We start from the raw sequence: 15,845 nt of genomic DNA, 5'->3' as shown, positions 1-15,845 counted from the left end.
TACCGAAAATGGCCCCTTTTCGGTTTTTCCGGAGAGGGGTAAAAAGTCCCCACGATATGGAATTTGCGCCTTGGCGCTGACCTCGCACGTGCTGTGCAGCTTCACCCGGCCTTCCCTGAGCCGGTCACCTAACCCCGCTTCGGCGGGGTTTTTATTTTCGGCGTATGGCGCAACCCATAAGGACAGAACATGACGAATGAACAGCAGGCGCTGGCTGAAATGCCGATCTGGTTGGTGATCCTCTTGGCCTTGGTTGGTGGTGTTTCGGGTGAGATGTGGCGGGCCGATAAAGACGGCGCGCGCGGTTGGGCATTGTTGCGGCGCTTGGCTCTGCGTTCGGGTGCCTGCATCGTCTGCGGTGTGTCGGCAATGATGCTGATGATTGGAGCCGGTTTGTCGGTCTGGACAGCTGGTGCGATTGGTTGCCTGACCGCGATGGCCGGTGCTGATGTGGCGATTGGGTTGTATGAGCGTTGGGTCGCGAAGCGGCTTGGTGTGAACGAGGCACCCGCCGATGTCCAGTCAGAACAGTGATCGACGTGGTAGCAGCACTGAGCGCGGTTACGGTTACAAGTGGCAGAAGTCTCGCGATGGTCACCTGCGTGAACATCCTTACTGCACCATGTGTTCGACGGATCAGCGGCCGATGGCTGCGACCATTGTCGACCACAAGATCGCACCCAAGCTGAAGGACGCCAAGGACAGTGGCGATCCGGTTCGCATCAAGGCTGCATGGAAGTTGTTCTGGAACCCGAAGAACTGGGCGAGCCTGTGCAAGTTCTGTCACGACTCCACCAAGCAGCGCATGGAGAAGAGCGGCCGGCTCCCTGGCTGCGGTGCTGACGGCAGGCCAGTCGACCCGGGCCACCACTGGAACCGGTGACCAGCACCCTCCGGCGCACCAAAAAAATGCACCACTCCGAGGGTAGGGGGGGTGAAAAACTTCTTTCGGACTTCGTTCTAGACCGCTCGCCCCCCTCTTTACGCAAAGTCGGGAAAAATGAGGGAGGGGGGGTATCAACAAGTAGGGGTTATTTATGGCCGGAAATGGAAACTCGGGTCGCCCCGGAATGCCGGCGGCGCTCAAACTTTTGCAAGGAAACCGAGGCCGGGAAAATCGCGATGACCTGCTCGCGGAGATAGCGAAGCCCGCTGTACCGGTGGGCGCACCGCCAAGACCCGATGTTTTGTCCGCTGAAGCGGTCACGGAGTGGGATGAGTTGGTCCCCGCGTTGATTTCTCTGGGCATCGTTTCTCAGTTGGATTCGATGGCACTGGCCACTTATTGCCAGGCCGTGGCCGATTGGCGGCGCTATCAGCGGCTGATCACCAAGCGCAACGCCGCATCCGACGACGAATTAGGCGGCGATATCCAGACCTTCAAGACCGGCGCGCAACAGATGCACGTCCTTCGGCAGCTCGCCAACGACGCAGAGAAGCGCGCCAATGCCGCCGGCGCCCAGTTCGGCATGTCGCCAATGTCCCGGCGCAACCTGAAAACCGCGCCGGCATCGCAAGGTGATCTATTCCCAAATGACCAACGAGACGCCGCAGACAAGTACTTCAGCTGAAGATCGAGTTACCGCCTTTGCCCACGCCGCCCTGGCTGGTGAAATCATCACCGGTCCCCATGTTCGTAACGCATGTAAGCGCCATCTGCGCGACCAGGAGCACGGCCCGTCTCGCGGTTTGATTTGGGATCTGGAAGCGGCCAACCGCGCTATCGGCTTTTTCGAGGATGTTCTTTGCCTCAACGGTGGTGACTATGAGGGTATGCCGTTCCTGCTCGCACCCTGGCAAGCCTTCGTAGTCGGCAGTTTATTTGGCTGGATGACCATTGATGGCTATCGCCGCTTCCGCCTCGGTTACATCGAGACCGGTAAGGGCTCTGGCAAAAGCCCGTTGGTTGCCGGTATCGGGCTGTATGGATTGGTCGCAGACGGCGAGCAACGCGCTGAAATTTATGCCGCTGCTACAAAGCGCGATCAGGCGATGATCTTGTTTCGTGACGCCGTGTCGATGGTCGACATGTCCAAAAAACTTCGTTCCCGGCTGGTGCAATCAGGTCGAGACGAAAAAGTCTGGAACCTGTTCTATCCAAACACCAACTCCTTTTTTCGGCCGATCAGCGCCGACGAAGGCAAGTCCGGGCCGCGCCCGCACGTTGGGTTGCTCGACGAGCTGCACGAGCATAAGACCGCATCTACCGTGAACATGATGCGCGCCGGTACAAAGAACCGCCGCAAAGCCATGGTGGTGATGATCACCAACAGTGGCTCCGACAAGAAGACGGTCTGCGGCCAGTACCATGACCTGGGCGTCCGGATCTGTGCGGCCATCGAAGATGACGACAGTTTTTTCGCGTTCATCTGCTCGCTGGATGAAGGCGATGACCCGTTCAAAGATGAGGCCTGCTGGCCCAAGGTCAACCCCTCATTGGACTACATCGCTGAAGGGCAAAGCGATGGCATCCCCGGCCGCAAGTACTTGCGTGAGCAGGTCCAGTCGGCCCGAGGGTTACCGGCTCAGGAGTCGGTGGTGCGCCGTCTCAACTTCTGCGAATGGACGCAAGCCGATGCTCCGTGGATTTCCTGGGGTGTGTGGAAGCAAGCAGAAGAACGCGTGCCAATGCGGCTACTGCGCAACCGCAGATGCGTCGGTGGGCTCGATCTTGCCAGCACCACGGACTTGACCGCATTCGTCCTGATCTTCTGGCCCGCCCCACACGATCCGCACTGGCGCCTGCTGCCGTACTTCTGGATCCCGGACGACGATCTGCAAGGGCGCGAGGATCGCGACAAGGTGCCCTACGCCATGTGGGTTAAAGATGGGCACCTTGAAACGACCCCGGGCCGGGCAATCAGCAAGCTGCATGTGCTGCGTCGCCTGGTCACGATCTGCGCGTACTTCGACGTTGAGCGAATTGCCTATGACCGCTGGCGAATTGAAGACCTGCTGCAGCTGATGTCCGAATACGACATCGCGCTGCCGGAAATGGTGGGTTTCGGCCAGGGCTACAAGGATATGGGGCCAGCGGTAGATGAGTTTGAACGCCGTTTGCTGGGCTTGGCTCCTGAGCAGGACGTGATCGATCTTGATCCTGCTGACTGGGATGTCATCGAAAGCGAGACAGTTGAAACGCTGCGTCACGACGGCAACCCGGTAATGACCTGGTGCGCCGGCAACGCGGTGATCGTTTCCGATCCAGCCAATAACCGCAAGGCCGACAAGGCCAAGGCGACCGGGCGTATCGACGGCATCGTCGCATCCATCATGGCCGTCGGAATCAGCAGCAAGGCTGCTGGGCCGAGTGGCAAATCCATCTATGACGAAGGGGCAGGTATATGAAATTGGTCATCCTTTCATGGCTGGCCGGTCTGCTGGGCTTCGGCCTGCTGGTGTGCGGCGTGGCAATGATCAGCACGCCAGCTGCCTGCATCGTCGCAGGCCTGGGCTTGATGGCCTGGTCATTCCTTGCCGATCGCGCATCCGCCGCACTGAAATCCAAATCCAAACCCCAAGGAGGTTGAGCATGTTCTTTTCAAGCGTGCTCGGCGAGGGGCGCGGAAATCTGACAGAAATGGGCGGTGGTTTTTGGCGTGGCATTCTTGGTGGTGGTCGTAACAGCTCGGGCGTGAGGGTGACGCCCGAGTCGGCGCTGGGCCTGCCGATTCTACAAAACTGCGTCACGTTGCTGGCCGAGACCATGGGGCAATTGCCCTGTGAGATGTACCGGCGGCTGGACAAAGGCCAGCGTGAAGCGGCCATCAACCATCCGGCGTATGACGTCCTTCGGTACCAGCCGAACGGATTTCAGACGCCGTATGAATACAGGGAATGCACGCAAGGTGCTGCCGGCTTGCGGGGTAACGCTTACAGCTTCATTGATCGTCGGGATGACGGAAACGTCGCGGCGCTCTGGCCGTTGTGCAACGACAAGGTGCAGGTACTGAAGGGCGGCGACATGCTGCCGTATTACCGGATCAGCGGCGGCGAAGCACTGCCTATGCGCATGATTCACCACGTGCGGTGGTTCAGCACCAACCATTACGTGGGGCTGTCGCCGATTGAGGTGCATGCCGAATCGTTGGGTTTGGCTCAGGCTGTGCGGCAATACACGGGCAAAAGCTTCGCCAACGGTGTGACGGTATCAGGTGTGATTGAGCGCCCACGTGAAGCCCCGGCGATCAAGGATCAAGGCAGCATCGACAAGATCGTCGATCAGTGGGGTCAGAAGTTTGGCGGCATGGACAACGCCAAGAAGGTTGCGCTGTTGCAGGAGGGCATGACCTTCAAGCCCGTTTCCATGAACAACGTGGATGCTGAGGTGTTGGGCATTCTGAAAACCACCGGCACCGATATCGCCCGGATTTACAAAATCCCGCTACCCATGGTCAACGACCTGGAGAAGTCCAACTACAACACCCTTGAGCAGCTGATGATTCAGTTCGTGGTGTTCGCCCTGTTGCCTTGGGTAAAGCGTCACGAACAGTCGATGATGCGCGACTTCCTGTTGCCCGCTGACCGGCGCGAGTACTTCATCGAGTTCAACTTGTCCGGCCTGTTGCGCGGTGATCAGAAGAGTCGTTATGAGGCCTACGCCATCGGCCGCCAGTGGGGCTGGCTCAGCGTCAACGACATCCGCCGGCTGGAGAACATGCCTCCGGTACCAGGCGGTGACATCTACCTGCAACCATTGAACATGGTGGACGCAGGCAAGGGCGCCCCTGACTTGACCAACCCCAGCGTGCGAGCGCAGCTCGAGCTGCAGCACGCTGAAATAGAGAGGATTCTGGCGCAATGAAAAACTACCTGCGAGCCTCCAGCCTGCTGTTCAATCAGCCGTTGCTGGTAACGCCTGACATGTTGGACCTCGGCGTTCGCTGGGCCAATCAGGCAATGAGCCTGAACATCGTCAACATCGGTGGCCAGGGAGTTGCCGGCCTGTGGTCGGATGACGGCATGGACAGAATCGCCCAGCGCGAGGAAGAGCGCCGCACCGCAATCGCCAGAACCGGCATTGAAGTGATTCCAGTCAGTGGCGTGCTGGTCAGTCGCGGCAGTCACGTCAGCATGTGCGAGACGATGACCAGCTATGAAACGCTGCGGGCTCAGATTCGCAACGCTGTTGCGGATCCGATGGTCGAACGCATCGTGTTGGATATCGACAGCCCAGGCGGTTCTGCCGTCGGGGCGTTCGAGCTGGCGGCAGATATTCGTGCCATGGCCCAGCAGAAACCCATCACCGGCATCGTCAACTTCATGGCCTACAGTGGCGGCTACCTGATCGGTGCCGCGTGTAGCGAACTGGTGGTGAGCCAGACCAGTGGCGTTGGATCGATCGGCGTCATCGCCAGTCACATGGACCGCTCCAAGATGGAAGAGGGCATGGGCGTCAAGGTGACCACCGTGTTTGCCGGGGCCCACAAAAACGACCTCAGCCCTCACGAACCGTTGAGCGACCAGTCGCTCAAGTACCTCAACGATGTTGTGCAGGAGAGCTATCAGCTCTTCGTCAGTGCGATTGCCGACTACCGCGGGCTTTCGGTACAGCAGGTTATTGCCACTGAGGCTGGTCTGTATCGAGGGCAGGCTGGTATCGCGGCGGGCCTTGCCGATCGCATGCAGAGCCCGCAACAAGCCGTCGATGACTTATCCAACTCGGTGGCATTGAGCCGAGCGAACCGCCAGCAAGGCCGTCTTTCGGTCCGAGCAGCCGCACTGAATTTTCAAACCCAGATCTGACCGCGTTCGCGGCAGTCGTCGAAGCCCGCCATGTGCGGGTTTTTTTATGCCCAGGAGGCACCATGTCCCTTGTACTTCAATTGCGTAGCGAACGCGCCAAGATCAACGAAACGCTTCAGGCGTTGGCTAAACTCGAAGCCGGCGGCGCGGCGCTGTCGGCTGAGCAACTGACTCAATTCACCAGCCTGGAAGCCGAGTTCAATGCTCTGACTGACAAGATCAGTCGGGCGGAAAAGGCTGAGCGAATGGCGGCCGCCAATGCGGTCCCAGTCAATGAGTCGGCGCAAGGCCGAACTGGCCCGCCACCAGGTTACATTTCCGGATCGGGTCCGGCTGATGCGCCAGGAGTGCGCATGGCTCAGATGGTCCGGCTGCTGGCCGCCGCGGGAGGTAATCAGCATCAGGCTGCGCAAATGGCGGAACAAGGTGGTTTTTCCACTGATGTTGCCATGGCATTGAGCACGGTGACGCCGGGTGCCGGCGGTGTGTTGGTTCCACAAAACTTCGCGACAGAGATTATCGAGGCTCTGCGCCCGATGTCAGTGGTGCGCAAGATGGGGGCCCGCAGTCTGCCATTGAACAACGGCAACCTGACCCAGCCTCGCATTACCGGCAACACCATTGTCACCTACATCGGTACCGAAACCGACATCCCGCTCACCGGTATGACGTTCGCGGATACGAAACTGTCGGCGAAAAAAGCCGCTGCGATCGTACCCATCTCCAATGACCTGATTGCCAACGCTGGCATCAGCCCGCGAATCGATGACATCGTCGTAGCCGACCTGGCAGTGTCGATGGGTCTTTCGGAAGACCTGCACTTCATTCGTGCCGACGGTAGCGGCACGCTTCCCAAGGGCATGCGTTATTGGGCGCAGGCGTTCAACGTGTTGCCGGCTCCCGACACTGCTGGCATCACCCTGGAACAAATCGACCTGTTCTGCGGCGGCATGATGCTTCGCATCGAAACCGCCAACGTGATGATGAAAGACTGCGGTTGGCTGATGCATCCGCGTGTCTTCCGTTGGTTGCAGTCGTTGCGTGATGGCAACGGCAACAAGGCTTATCCGGAAATTGAACAGGGTCTGTTCAAGGGCTATCCGGTTGGTCTGAGCAACCAGATCCCAGTGAACCTCGGCGTCGGTGGCAATGAGACTGAATTCTACTTCGTTAACTTCGCAGACATGATGATCGGCGAAGACATGGACCTGACTATCTCGTTCAGTAGCGAGGCCTCGTATAAAGATTCCGAGGGCAACATGGTCAGCGCCTTCCAGCGTGACCAGACCCTGGTAAAGGTAATCGCCAAGCACGACTTCGGTCCACGTCACGTGGAGTGCATCGTGGTCGCCGTCGCCGTGAAGTGGGGCGCTGGCATGTAATCCTTTTGCCCCGCTTCGGCGGGGCTTTGCATATCTGAGGTCGAAGCGATGAGCGATAAAGTTGTGGTGCGGTTTCTGAAAGCCTGGCGTGGTTACTCGGCAGACGAGTTGGCCGGGTTTGATCCAGACGTTGTTGAAGGCCTGAAATCCAAGGGCTTCGCTGAGGTCTACGAAAAGCCGAAAGCAGGTAAGACTGCTGCGGCGAAAACCAGTAGTTCAAAAAATACCGGTGACCCCGGCGCGGCAAACTCGCCCGCCGAGACATCCGGTGCGACGTCTAATGGTGCTGAAGGCGGCGAAGGTAATGCGGGTACCGATGACGGCGCGAAGCCATAAGCCATGGCCCGTCGAATCGAGTACTTCGGCGACCCGGTCCTGACGCTGGAGCAGGTGGCCTTCCAATGTCGGGTTGAGTCAGAGGACATGGAGCCGGCGCTGATCGAGCAGATCATCATCCCCGGCGTGACCGCTCAATGCGAGTCGAAGACGGGCGCTGCAATCCGGGGTGCGATTTACGAAGAAGACTGGCCGGCTAACTTTCTGTCAGGGCATGCCTTGGACGTTGGGCAGGCCAGCGAGCTCGTCTCGATCATGTCGCGGCAGCCAGATGGGACATGGATCGAGCAAACGGTGCCGGTCGAGTTGCAGCAGGGGCAGCGGGAAAGTTTCCTGTTCTTCCCAGGTACTCGGCCAGCGGGACCGCTGCGGATTCGCTACAAGGCAGGGCTTGATCTTGAACTTAACCCTGGCGTCCGTAATTGGCTGCTGATGGCGGCGGCAACGATCTACCGGCACCCGGAAATGTTCCTGGTCGGTCAGACATTGGCCGAACTGCCGTCTGCGTTTCTTGATCACCTGGTGGCTGATATCACCGTTCCGCCGAGGTTCTGACCATGGCCATGCGCGAACCGAGTGCCGGTGAACTGGACAGACGCATCACGATCCGATTGCGGACAGATATCCCTGCGCCGGACCAAGGACTTGACTCAGTATTCACCGAGCAGAAAAAACGCTGGGCAAAGATCGAACCTGTCGGCACCGCTGTTTACGCGAACGGCGTCCAGACTGATGTGAAGATTACCCATCGGGTGATCTTCTATTACCTGAAGGGAATGAGCGACGCCCACGAAGTGTTGCATGGCTCCATCATCTACCGGGTGTGCAGGGTCGCTGACATGAATGGTACGCGGCGTTACACCCTTCTTGAAGTTGAAGAGCAGGGGCCCGAACGGCCCGGGGGAGGTATCTATGGCTAACTCGGCTTCGGTCGAAAGTTACCTGCACGTTGAAGGCTTCGAGGATTTTGAAAGAGACGCCTTCGATAAAAGGAAGATCCGCGCAGGTATGCGCAAGGCGGGTTTGTTGGTCACCCAGCATGCTCAAATGAACCTTGTGCTTGGCAAGGGCCAGGATGGATACCCGGTCAACCGAACTGGGGCAACGGTCGAGTCCATAAAGTTCAAGGTGTCCCGATCGGGATTCATGGTGAAAATCTCCCCGACGCTCACCCCTGAAATGGGGGAGTTCTACCCGGCCTACCTGCACTACGGTGTGAAGCAAGGTCGGCGTCCCGGAAAGCTTGCGCCCGGTAAAGGCAAGGGAAGAAAGAACCGCCGCGCAGCCGGAGCCCGGGCCAGGCTTGTTGCCGAGCGCGCAGCTGGTGAATGGCGTATCAAGCCTCGGGACAACTACATGGCGGATGCTCTTCAGGACTCATCGGCGCAGGTGCAATCCATCCTATTCTCCGCATTCGCGGCTGCGTTGGGGTGACTGGCGAAACTGCTTTGGGATAGGCTTGCTGTTTTAAATACAGGGAGTTACCTATGAAATCGTTGATCTCGCTTGTTCCTATCGCCATGTTGGCGTTGGTGATGAATGCCCATGCAGCCGAAGCAGTTCGTGAGGCACCGAGCAGTGCAATCGACCGTATTACGCTCATCTATCTGGACCACAAGATATATCCGAACGGGTCCGTCGAATGTGATTCGAAAGTCGTGGGGGCTCGCTCGATGGTCGGCTGCTGGAACCTGACCCTTAATGGCAAGAGCTCGCCCCATATCTGGCTTTATGACGCAGGCAAGTTTAAGTCGGTGAACGGTAACGCCCGCCAGCTGGCCCAGGGAAAGTTCTCCAACGAACCTGATATTGCAGTTATGTCGCTCCCCTTACCGGCTGACATCGATGTCGGCTCGACACTGGAAAGTTTTACTGAAGACTGAATGTCCACTTCAAAAAGACCTCGCCGACGCGGGGTTTTTTTATACCTGGGATTTGATCAATGAAGTTGAATCCGATAGTTGCTCACTTGAGATCGGCTTGCCCTTCGTTTGCCGGACGTGTGGCAGGCGGGATCGACTGGGACGCCGTTGTTGAAAGCGCAAAGCTCCCTATGCCAGCCGCTTATGTAATTGCCTCGGCCGATGCGGCTACGCCGAATAAAGTCCAAAACGCGATCATTCAGGACATCACGGATCAGTTCACAGTGGTGATCGTTCTTGACGCCGGCGATGAGCGCGGTCAGGAGGCAAATGATTTGCTGCATGACCTGCGCGCCGAGCTCTGGCGGGCACTGGTCGGCTGGAAGCCTGGTGCCGAATACGAACCGCTCGAATACAACAATGGCGTATTAGTCCATATCAGCCGGAGCCGTGTGATCTATCAGTTTGCGTTCGTCTCCCGTTTCCGGCTTGGCCGAAATCGCCAAGGCGACCCCGCCGAAACCTGGCACGAACTCGAACTCGACGGCCTCACCAATTTCACCGGTGTGAAGTTCAACATGGACTGCATCGATCCCGCAGATCCCAACCAGAAACGCCCCGGCCCGGATGGGCGCATTGAAGTCCAATTTACTGGAGACGTAACACCATGACCAAGCGCATCACCGTGGTGCCGGCCGATGGCCGTGCTGTGCCCGATCCGGAGGCTTGCGACCTGTTGCCGGCCGAGGGCCGGGAAGTTCCCGACACCGCCTGGTGGCGCCGTCGCCTGGCCGATGGTGACGTCACAATCAAAGGCGCGAAAGCACAATCCACCAAAGCCGCAGGCGCGGCGAAGACCGAGGACGCTCAATAATGGCTATCGGATTCAGCAACATCCCCGCCGATATCCGTGTGCCGCTGTTCTATGCGGAAATGGATAATTCGGCGGCCAACAGTGCGTCGTCGGCCATGCGCCGGCTGATCGTCGCCCAGGTCAACGACAACGCCACCAGCGAAAGCATCGGCAAGCTGGTGCTGGTGTCCAGCATGGCGCTGGCTAAAGACATTGGCGGACAGGGTTCGATGCTGGCGGCTATGTATGAGACTTGGCGCAAGACCGATCCCATTGGCGAGATCTGGTGCCTGCCGCTGATCAAGGATGCGGGCGCTGTTGCCAAGGCAACCATCACGATCACAGGCACCGCCACCGAGGCGGGCCTGTTGAATGTGTACGTCGGCGGTGTGCGCGTACAGTCAACGGTAGTTGCCGCTGCAACGGCGGCAGTTGCCGCCAGTGCGTTGGCGGTCAAGATCAACGCTTCCCCAGACCTGCCCGTCACGGCTGCGGCTGTAGAGGGTGTCGTAACATTTACCTGCAAGTGGACGGGCGAGAGCGGCAACGACATCAGCATCGCCATGAACCGTTTGGGCAAGTCCAATGGCGAAGCGACCCCTACCGGGTTGGCGTTGGTGGCAACGCCGATGGCCGCCGGTGTCGGTGCCCCTGATCCGCTAGACGCGATTGCGGCGTTGGGCGATGAGCCCTTTGAGTTCATGTGCGTGCCCTGGTCCGACGTCACCACGCTGAATGCCTGGAAGGATGCGATGGACGACAGCACCGGGCGCTGGAGCTGGGCCAAGCAATTGTTCGGTCACGTTTACAGCGCGAAGCGTGGCACGCTCGGTACATTGGTTGCGGCTGGTCAGGCTCGTAACGATCAGCATATGACCATTCAGGCCATGGAACCCAGCGTGCCGCAACCGTTCTGGGTGCAGGCGGCGGCGCTGGCCGCGCGCATCGCAGTGTTCATCTCGGCCGATGCCAGCCGTCCAACCCAAAGCGGCAGTCTGCCAGGACTCGACCCGGCGCCGGCCAGCGACCGATTCACCCTGACCGAGCGTCAGTCGCTGCTGAACTACGGCATGGCCACCGCGTACTACGAAGGCGGTTACGTGCGTATTCAGCGGTCGATCACCACGTACCAGAAGAACGCCTATGGCCAAGCTGACAATTCGTACCTGGACAGCGAAACCATGCACCAATCAGCGTACATCGTCCGGCGCATGCAGAGCGTGATCACCAGCAAATACGGACGCCACAAGCTGGCGAGCGACGGCACGAAGTTCGGCGCCGGTCAGCCCATCGTCACCCCGAGCACGATCAGGGGCGAGCTGATCGCGCAGTATGCAAAGCTCGAAAATGAAGGCCACGTAGAAAATGCCGAGCTGTTCGCCGAACACCTGGTGGTCGAGCGCGACAGCAACGACCCGAGCCGGGTGAACGTATTGTTCCCGCCGGACTACATCAACGGCCTGCGTATCTTCGCGATGCTCAACCAGTTCCGCCTTCAGTACGACGCCGCGGCGTAACGCTGACCCCGAACACCTAGCCCGCCCTGTGCGGGCTTTTTAATTCTGGAGAGACAGACCATGGGTCAATTAATCGCGGGCACCGCTTACGTCAAAGTAGATGGCACGCAGTTAACAATTAAGGGTGGCGCAGAAGCACCGCTCATGACGGTAAAGCGGGAAACGGTTTATCCCGGTTTCTACAAGGAAGAAGAGCTGGCGCCCTACCTGAAGATGACCACGCTCTTTGAAGCGGGCTTCCCGCTCAAAACCCTGGTCAACGGTCGGGATATGACCGTCACCTGTGAATTCAAAAATGGTCGGGTGTACGTCCTGTCGGGCGCGTACCTGGTTGATGAGCCTTCTTTGAAAGGCGATGAAGGCGAAGTCGAGTTGCAATTTGATGGCGTCAATGGGAGTTGGCAATGAGTGATTCTATGAAGTTGCAGGTCGCCATTGAGGCTCACGGCGAGCCGGTCACCGAGCTGACGATACGCCGTCCGACGGTGCTGGAAGTCCGCGCCATTAAGGCGCTGCCCTACAAGATCGACAAAAACGAAGAAGTTAGCCTGGATATGGATGTCGCGGCGAAGTACATCGCGGTCTGCGCGGGCATCCCGCCGTCGTCGGTCAATCAGCTGGATCTGGCCGACCTCAATGCATTGAGCTGGGCGGTGGCCAGTTTTTTCATGAGTGCGGCGTCGACACCATCAAGCAACTGATCGAGGTCGCTTATGACCTGGCGTGGTTCTGGAAGATCGACCCGGAACTGATGATGGCCCGGCCGCTGGATGTGCTCCTTGAATCACTGGAGCACGCTCAACGTATCAACCAATCCCAGCAGGTGCAGTGATGGCGGACAAGTTCCAGCTCAAGGCGTTGATCACCGGCGTCGACAAGCTGTCGCCGACGCTGAAGGGGGCGGCGAAGAACGTTGCGGGCTTCCGCAAGCAGATGAACAGTTCAGGCTTGGGCAAGATCGGATTTCAGGATGTCCTGCAGGGCGGTGCATTTGCGGCGCCGTTTATTGCTGGTGCCAAGGCGGCGATTGAGTTTGAGTCGTCGATGGCTGATGTGAAGAAGGTCGTCACGTTCGAAACCCCCGAGCAGTTCAAGCAAATGGGACAGGACGTCCTTGATATGTCGGAAAAGATGCCGATGGCAGCCAGTGGTATTGCTGCCATCGTGGCCGCAGGTGGCCAGGCTGGCTTCGCTCGCGGCGAACTCAAACAGTTCGCCGAGGACGCGGTGAAGATGGGCATCGCCTTTGACCAGACTGCCGAGCAATCAGGCGACATGATGGCGAAGTGGCGAACGTCCTTCAAAATGACCCAGCCCGAAGTGGTCGCGCTGGCTGACAAGATCAACTACCTGAGCAACGTCGGTCCATCCTCGGCAGCACAGATTTCTGACATCGTCACTCGCATTGGCCCGCTTGGCTCCATTGCCGGCTTGGCTTCGGGCCAGATTGCCGCCATGGGCGCGACGCTGGCTGGCGTCGGTGTGCCCAGCGAAGTTGCTGCTACCGGTATGAAGAACTTCATGCTGGCTCTTACCAAAGGTAAGGCAGCAACGAAAGAGCAGTCGCAAGCATTCAAGTCGCTACGTCTCGATACGAGCCAGGTCGCCAAGAGCATGCAGAAAGATGCTCAAGGAACGATCGAGGATGTACTTGAGCGCATCGCAAAGGTTGATCCGGCCAAGCAGGCTGGCCTGCTGACCCAACTTTTTGGTAGCGAGTCGGTTTCGGCGATTGCCCCGTTGCTGACGAACCTGGGCCTGCTGAAAACCAGCTTCTCGGCGGTTGGCAAAGAGGGCAAGTTTGTTGGCTCGATGGAAGCCGAATACACGGCCCGGTCGAAGACCACGGCCAACGCATTGCAACTGATGAACAACAAAGTAACCCGGCTGGGTATCGATATCGGTAGCGCACTGCTGCCGCCGTTCAACGACGTCCTTACCCAGATTGGCCCGCTTGTTTCCCAGCTTTCCAAACTGGCAGCGGCGCATCCTGGAGTCATCAGGGGGGTACTCGGCGCCGGTATCGCCTTCGGTGTGCTGCGCGTTGCCGTAATGGGCGCAATCGTGGCTACCAAAATCCTGAGCGCCGTCATGGCGATGTCACCGGTTGGCCTGCTTGTCCGCGGGATAGCCCTGGCCGCCGGGATCCTGATTGCCAACTGGTCGGTCGTTGCGCCGTACTTCGAAAAACTGTGGGAGAAAATTCGCGAGCCGGTGCTGGCGACGTGGGGATGGTTCAAGTCTTTTGTGAGTTGGACACCGCTTGGGCGCATCGTCGAGAACTGGGGCCCGCTAACCGAATTCTTCGGCGCCGTGTGGGACCTGCTGATGGCGCTGTCGGTGCCGGTCATGGACTTCCTGAAGACCATGTTCGACTGGTCGCCGCTGGGTTTGATCATCAAGCACTGGGGGCCAATCACTGCATGGTTCCAAGAACTATGGGCAAAGCTGAAACCCATCATCGAGCCAATCATGAAATGGTTCGGCGGCGGGGAGGGCGGTGAAGGGATCATCCAGACGGCAACCAACAAGGTCAACGCGTTCACGGAAGCCCAGCAAAAACGAAATGCCGGCGTCGGTGGGGGAACAGGTGAGCTGTTGCAGGCCGATGCGACGAAGGCGGCACAGGCGCGGCAGGCGGGGAACAACCAAGCCTTTGGCATCAACAACAACCGGTTGTTGAGCGCCCCAGGTCAGTTGCCTCCATCAGGCAGTCTGCTCCAGCAGACCGCCGCAAACAATGCGCAAAAACTGAATGGCGAAATCAACGTCAACATCAAAGGTGCGCCGGCGGGCACCACCGTGGATCAGCCGCAGTCCAGTCAGGCCGGGCTGAAAATAAAACCCAACGTCGGTACCCGCACCGTTGGCGTCATGAAGGGATAAGCACATGGCTGACAGAACATGGCGTGATGATTTGCTGCCGGCCTCGTTCCGGGGGATCAGCTTTTTGATTCCCCAGGCATCGGTACCGATCGGCATGAAGGGTCAGCTGCACGAATTCCCGCAGCGTGACGAACCGTTCTTCGAGCAATTGGGCAAGCAGTCTCAGGTGCATCGGCTGACGTGCTGGATCATTGGGGATGATTGCTTCGAGCGGCGTGACAAGTTCCTTGAGGCGATTCAAACCCCAGGCGCTGGGGAGTTGGTTCATCCCTGGCTCGGCCGCATGCAGGTCAAGGCCGGCGAAGGCGACATGACCCACGACTTCCAGCAGGGGGGGATGGTCAGCTTCTCGGTGACCTTCTATCCGGACACCCCGTTGAAGTTTCCGACCGCCAAGGTCAACAGCCAGCAGCAGGTGGTGAAAGCCTCCGACAGTCTGCTGGACTCGGCGCTGGCCCGGTACAAGGCGGCGATGGTGAAAGTGGATCAGGCCCGTCTGGGTCTGGCTCGGCTACGCAACAGCCTGTCGGGCGTATACACGGTGATCCAGCAACAGTTTTCATCGATTGTCGGCGTGTTCACCAATCTGACCGGCTTCGTCCAGTCGCTGATGAACGCGCCAGATTCTCTGTCGTCGCTGTTCTCCAGCTACTTCAGCGAGTTTTCGGTGCAGGACTATCTGGGCGACGACTCTGGTTCGACCTATCGCAACACGGTGACCACCGCGACGCAACAGACTGAAGCGGTGTCCAGCATCAACACCGTCAGTCAGGCCGGCGGCGTTGATGCTGCGGCGGCCTCGCAGGCTACGGCCAACCTGGTGCAAGACGCGCTTCTGGTGCAGGTCGCGTTGATCATCAGTGAAATGCCGATCGTGTCTCAGCCGATTTCCTCGGTCACCGCTCCGTCTGTAGAACAGCAGGCTATCCAACCGCTGGTGCGGCCGGAGGTGCCAGTGGCTGACGACGTGATACAGCTGCGCGACAGCCTCAATGAAGCCATCTTCGAGGCGTCACTGAAGGCGGATCCCGGTCACTACATGGTGCTCAACACGCTTCGCCAGACCCTGGTGAAGCACCTGACCGCCGTCGCAGAGTCCGGCGTGCGGCTGATGGATTTCACCCCGCCCGAAACGCTTTCGGCCTTAGTGCTGGCTTACCGCCGCTTCGGCGATGCCACCCGCGAATCCGAGGTGGTGCAGCGCAATCGCCTGCGGCACCCGGGCTTTGTCCCCGCGCGGCCGATCAAGATCGCCCAGAGGTAG

At 58.9% G+C, this 15,845-nt stretch carries 20 protein-coding genes; all 20 read left to right on the top strand.

Annotation, left to right across the window (positions count from 1 at the left end; genetic code table 11):
* The first annotated feature begins 189 nt into the window (after positions 1 to 189).
* The 20 genes from LOY38_RS18435 to LOY38_RS18340 all read left to right on the top strand — a co-directional run bounded on the left by LOY38_RS18435 (position 190) and on the right by LOY38_RS18340 (position 15,845).
* On the top strand, positions 190 to 534 hold the full coding sequence (locus tag LOY38_RS18435) for a phage holin family protein (protein WP_258696455.1): 345 nt from the start codon (positions 190 to 192) through the stop codon (positions 532 to 534).
* Positions 515 to 883 carry an HNH endonuclease gene (locus LOY38_RS18430; protein WP_258696454.1) on the top strand — a complete coding sequence of 123 codons (369 nt, stop codon included), beginning with the start codon at positions 515 to 517 and terminating at the stop codon, positions 881 to 883. The genes LOY38_RS18435 and LOY38_RS18430 overlap by 20 nt, the downstream gene beginning before the upstream one ends.
* A 154-nt stretch (positions 884 to 1,037) precedes the next feature.
* Complete coding sequence (locus tag LOY38_RS18425) at positions 1,038 to 1,571, top strand: phage terminase small subunit P27 family (RefSeq protein WP_258696453.1); 534 nt, start codon at positions 1,038 to 1,040, stop codon at positions 1,569 to 1,571.
* The gene (locus tag LOY38_RS18420) at positions 1,534 to 3,348 is read left to right on the top strand and encodes a terminase large subunit (protein ID WP_258696452.1); all 1,815 of its coding nucleotides are present in this window, start codon (positions 1,534 to 1,536) and stop codon (positions 3,346 to 3,348) included. Before LOY38_RS18425 ends, LOY38_RS18420 begins: the two co-directional genes overlap by 38 nt.
* A complete protein-coding gene (locus LOY38_RS18415) occupies positions 3,345 to 3,530 on the top strand; it encodes a PGPGW domain-containing protein (RefSeq protein ID WP_258696451.1) in 186 nt (61 codons plus the stop codon). The genes LOY38_RS18420 and LOY38_RS18415 overlap by 4 nt, the downstream gene beginning before the upstream one ends.
* Before the next feature lie 2 nt (positions 3,531 to 3,532).
* Positions 3,533 to 4,804 carry a phage portal protein gene (locus LOY38_RS18410; RefSeq protein ID WP_258696450.1) on the top strand — a complete coding sequence of 424 codons (1,272 nt, stop codon included), beginning with the start codon at positions 3,533 to 3,535 and terminating at the stop codon, positions 4,802 to 4,804.
* The gene (locus LOY38_RS18405; protein WP_258696449.1) at positions 4,801 to 5,745 is read left to right on the top strand and encodes a S49 family peptidase; all 945 of its coding nucleotides are present in this window, start codon (positions 4,801 to 4,803) and stop codon (positions 5,743 to 5,745) included. The genes LOY38_RS18410 and LOY38_RS18405 overlap by 4 nt, the downstream gene beginning before the upstream one ends.
* Positions 5,746 to 5,807: 62 nt before the next feature.
* Entirely contained in the window at positions 5,808 to 7,127 is a 1,320-nt protein-coding gene (locus tag LOY38_RS18400) for a phage major capsid protein (protein WP_258696448.1), read from the top strand.
* A 48-nt stretch (positions 7,128 to 7,175) separates the two neighbouring features.
* Positions 7,176 to 7,463, top strand: coding sequence for a hypothetical protein (locus tag LOY38_RS18395; RefSeq protein ID WP_258696447.1), 288 nt, complete (start codon positions 7,176 to 7,178; stop codon positions 7,461 to 7,463).
* A gap of 3 nt (positions 7,464 to 7,466) precedes the next feature.
* A complete protein-coding gene (locus LOY38_RS18390; RefSeq protein ID WP_258696446.1) occupies positions 7,467 to 8,018 on the top strand; it encodes a hypothetical protein in 552 nt (183 codons plus the stop codon).
* 2 nt (positions 8,019 to 8,020) lie between these two features.
* Positions 8,021 to 8,383 (top strand): phage head closure protein, encoded by a 363-nt coding sequence (locus LOY38_RS18385; RefSeq protein WP_258696445.1) that lies wholly within the window; start codon positions 8,021 to 8,023, stop codon positions 8,381 to 8,383.
* Positions 8,376 to 8,897 (top strand): hypothetical protein, encoded by a 522-nt coding sequence (locus tag LOY38_RS18380; RefSeq protein WP_258696444.1) that lies wholly within the window; start codon positions 8,376 to 8,378, stop codon positions 8,895 to 8,897. Before LOY38_RS18385 ends, LOY38_RS18380 begins: the two co-directional genes overlap by 8 nt.
* Before the next feature lie 53 nt (positions 8,898 to 8,950).
* Complete coding sequence (locus LOY38_RS18375; protein WP_258696443.1) at positions 8,951 to 9,346, top strand: hypothetical protein; 396 nt, start codon at positions 8,951 to 8,953, stop codon at positions 9,344 to 9,346.
* Positions 9,347 to 9,405: 59 nt separating this feature from the next.
* Positions 9,406 to 9,996: a hypothetical protein gene (locus LOY38_RS18370; protein WP_258696442.1), complete on the top strand. Its 591-nt coding sequence runs from the start codon at positions 9,406 to 9,408 to the stop codon at positions 9,994 to 9,996.
* Positions 9,993 to 10,199, top strand: a complete 207-nt coding sequence (locus tag LOY38_RS18365) for a DUF2635 domain-containing protein (RefSeq protein ID WP_258696441.1) — start codon at positions 9,993 to 9,995, stop codon at positions 10,197 to 10,199. The genes LOY38_RS18370 and LOY38_RS18365 overlap by 4 nt, the downstream gene beginning before the upstream one ends.
* On the top strand, positions 10,199 to 11,695 hold the full coding sequence (locus LOY38_RS18360) for a phage tail sheath subtilisin-like domain-containing protein (protein ID WP_258696440.1): 1,497 nt from the start codon (positions 10,199 to 10,201) through the stop codon (positions 11,693 to 11,695). The genes LOY38_RS18365 and LOY38_RS18360 overlap by 1 nt, the downstream gene beginning before the upstream one ends.
* Before the next feature lie 60 nt (positions 11,696 to 11,755).
* Positions 11,756 to 12,103: a phage tail tube protein gene (locus LOY38_RS18355; protein ID WP_258696439.1), complete on the top strand. Its 348-nt coding sequence runs from the start codon at positions 11,756 to 11,758 to the stop codon at positions 12,101 to 12,103.
* The gene (locus tag LOY38_RS18350; RefSeq protein WP_258696438.1) at positions 12,100 to 12,396 is read left to right on the top strand and encodes a phage tail assembly protein; all 297 of its coding nucleotides are present in this window, start codon (positions 12,100 to 12,102) and stop codon (positions 12,394 to 12,396) included. Before LOY38_RS18355 ends, LOY38_RS18350 begins: the two co-directional genes overlap by 4 nt.
* 130 nt (positions 12,397 to 12,526) lie before the next feature.
* The gene (locus LOY38_RS18345; RefSeq protein WP_258696437.1) at positions 12,527 to 14,581 is read left to right on the top strand and encodes a phage tail tape measure protein; all 2,055 of its coding nucleotides are present in this window, start codon (positions 12,527 to 12,529) and stop codon (positions 14,579 to 14,581) included.
* Positions 14,582 to 14,585: 4 nt separating this feature from the next.
* Entirely contained in the window at positions 14,586 to 15,845 is a 1,260-nt protein-coding gene (locus LOY38_RS18340) for a DNA circularization protein (RefSeq protein ID WP_258696436.1), read from the top strand.

The organism is Pseudomonas sp. B21-015, from assembly GCF_024749285.1.
Taxonomy (GTDB): domain Bacteria; phylum Pseudomonadota; class Gammaproteobacteria; order Pseudomonadales; family Pseudomonadaceae; genus Aquipseudomonas.
Note: the sequence above shows the minus strand (reverse complement) of the source record. Positions and strands in the feature narration are given on the sequence as shown.

Bases quoted from the DNA above. Each gene is read 5' to 3' on its own strand.
- LOY38_RS18435 (WP_258696455.1), top strand. From the start codon at position 190: ATGACGAATGAACAGCAGGCGCTGGCTGAAATGCCGATCTGGTTGGTG.
- LOY38_RS18430 (WP_258696454.1), top strand. From the start codon at position 515: ATGTCCAGTCAGAACAGTGATCGACGTGGTAGCAGCACTGAGCGCGGT.
- LOY38_RS18425 (WP_258696453.1), top strand. From the start codon at position 1,038: ATGGCCGGAAATGGAAACTCGGGTCGCCCCGGAATGCCGGCGGCGCTC.
- LOY38_RS18420 (WP_258696452.1), top strand. From the start codon at position 1,534: ATGACCAACGAGACGCCGCAGACAAGTACTTCAGCTGAAGATCGAGTT.
- LOY38_RS18415 (WP_258696451.1), top strand. From the start codon at position 3,345: ATGAAATTGGTCATCCTTTCATGGCTGGCCGGTCTGCTGGGCTTCGGC.
- LOY38_RS18410 (WP_258696450.1), top strand. From the start codon at position 3,533: ATGTTCTTTTCAAGCGTGCTCGGCGAGGGGCGCGGAAATCTGACAGAA.
- LOY38_RS18405 (WP_258696449.1), top strand. From the start codon at position 4,801: ATGAAAAACTACCTGCGAGCCTCCAGCCTGCTGTTCAATCAGCCGTTG.
- LOY38_RS18400 (WP_258696448.1), top strand. From the start codon at position 5,808: ATGTCCCTTGTACTTCAATTGCGTAGCGAACGCGCCAAGATCAACGAA.
- LOY38_RS18395 (WP_258696447.1), top strand. From the start codon at position 7,176: ATGAGCGATAAAGTTGTGGTGCGGTTTCTGAAAGCCTGGCGTGGTTAC.
- LOY38_RS18390 (WP_258696446.1), top strand. From the start codon at position 7,467: ATGGCCCGTCGAATCGAGTACTTCGGCGACCCGGTCCTGACGCTGGAG.
- LOY38_RS18385 (WP_258696445.1), top strand. From the start codon at position 8,021: ATGGCCATGCGCGAACCGAGTGCCGGTGAACTGGACAGACGCATCACG.
- LOY38_RS18380 (WP_258696444.1), top strand. From the start codon at position 8,376: ATGGCTAACTCGGCTTCGGTCGAAAGTTACCTGCACGTTGAAGGCTTC.
- LOY38_RS18375 (WP_258696443.1), top strand. From the start codon at position 8,951: ATGAAATCGTTGATCTCGCTTGTTCCTATCGCCATGTTGGCGTTGGTG.
- LOY38_RS18370 (WP_258696442.1), top strand. From the start codon at position 9,406: ATGAAGTTGAATCCGATAGTTGCTCACTTGAGATCGGCTTGCCCTTCG.
- LOY38_RS18365 (WP_258696441.1), top strand. From the start codon at position 9,993: ATGACCAAGCGCATCACCGTGGTGCCGGCCGATGGCCGTGCTGTGCCC.
- LOY38_RS18360 (WP_258696440.1), top strand. From the start codon at position 10,199: ATGGCTATCGGATTCAGCAACATCCCCGCCGATATCCGTGTGCCGCTG.
- LOY38_RS18355 (WP_258696439.1), top strand. From the start codon at position 11,756: ATGGGTCAATTAATCGCGGGCACCGCTTACGTCAAAGTAGATGGCACG.
- LOY38_RS18350 (WP_258696438.1), top strand. From the start codon at position 12,100: ATGAGTGATTCTATGAAGTTGCAGGTCGCCATTGAGGCTCACGGCGAG.
- LOY38_RS18345 (WP_258696437.1), top strand. From the start codon at position 12,527: ATGGCGGACAAGTTCCAGCTCAAGGCGTTGATCACCGGCGTCGACAAG.
- LOY38_RS18340 (WP_258696436.1), top strand. From the start codon at position 14,586: ATGGCTGACAGAACATGGCGTGATGATTTGCTGCCGGCCTCGTTCCGG.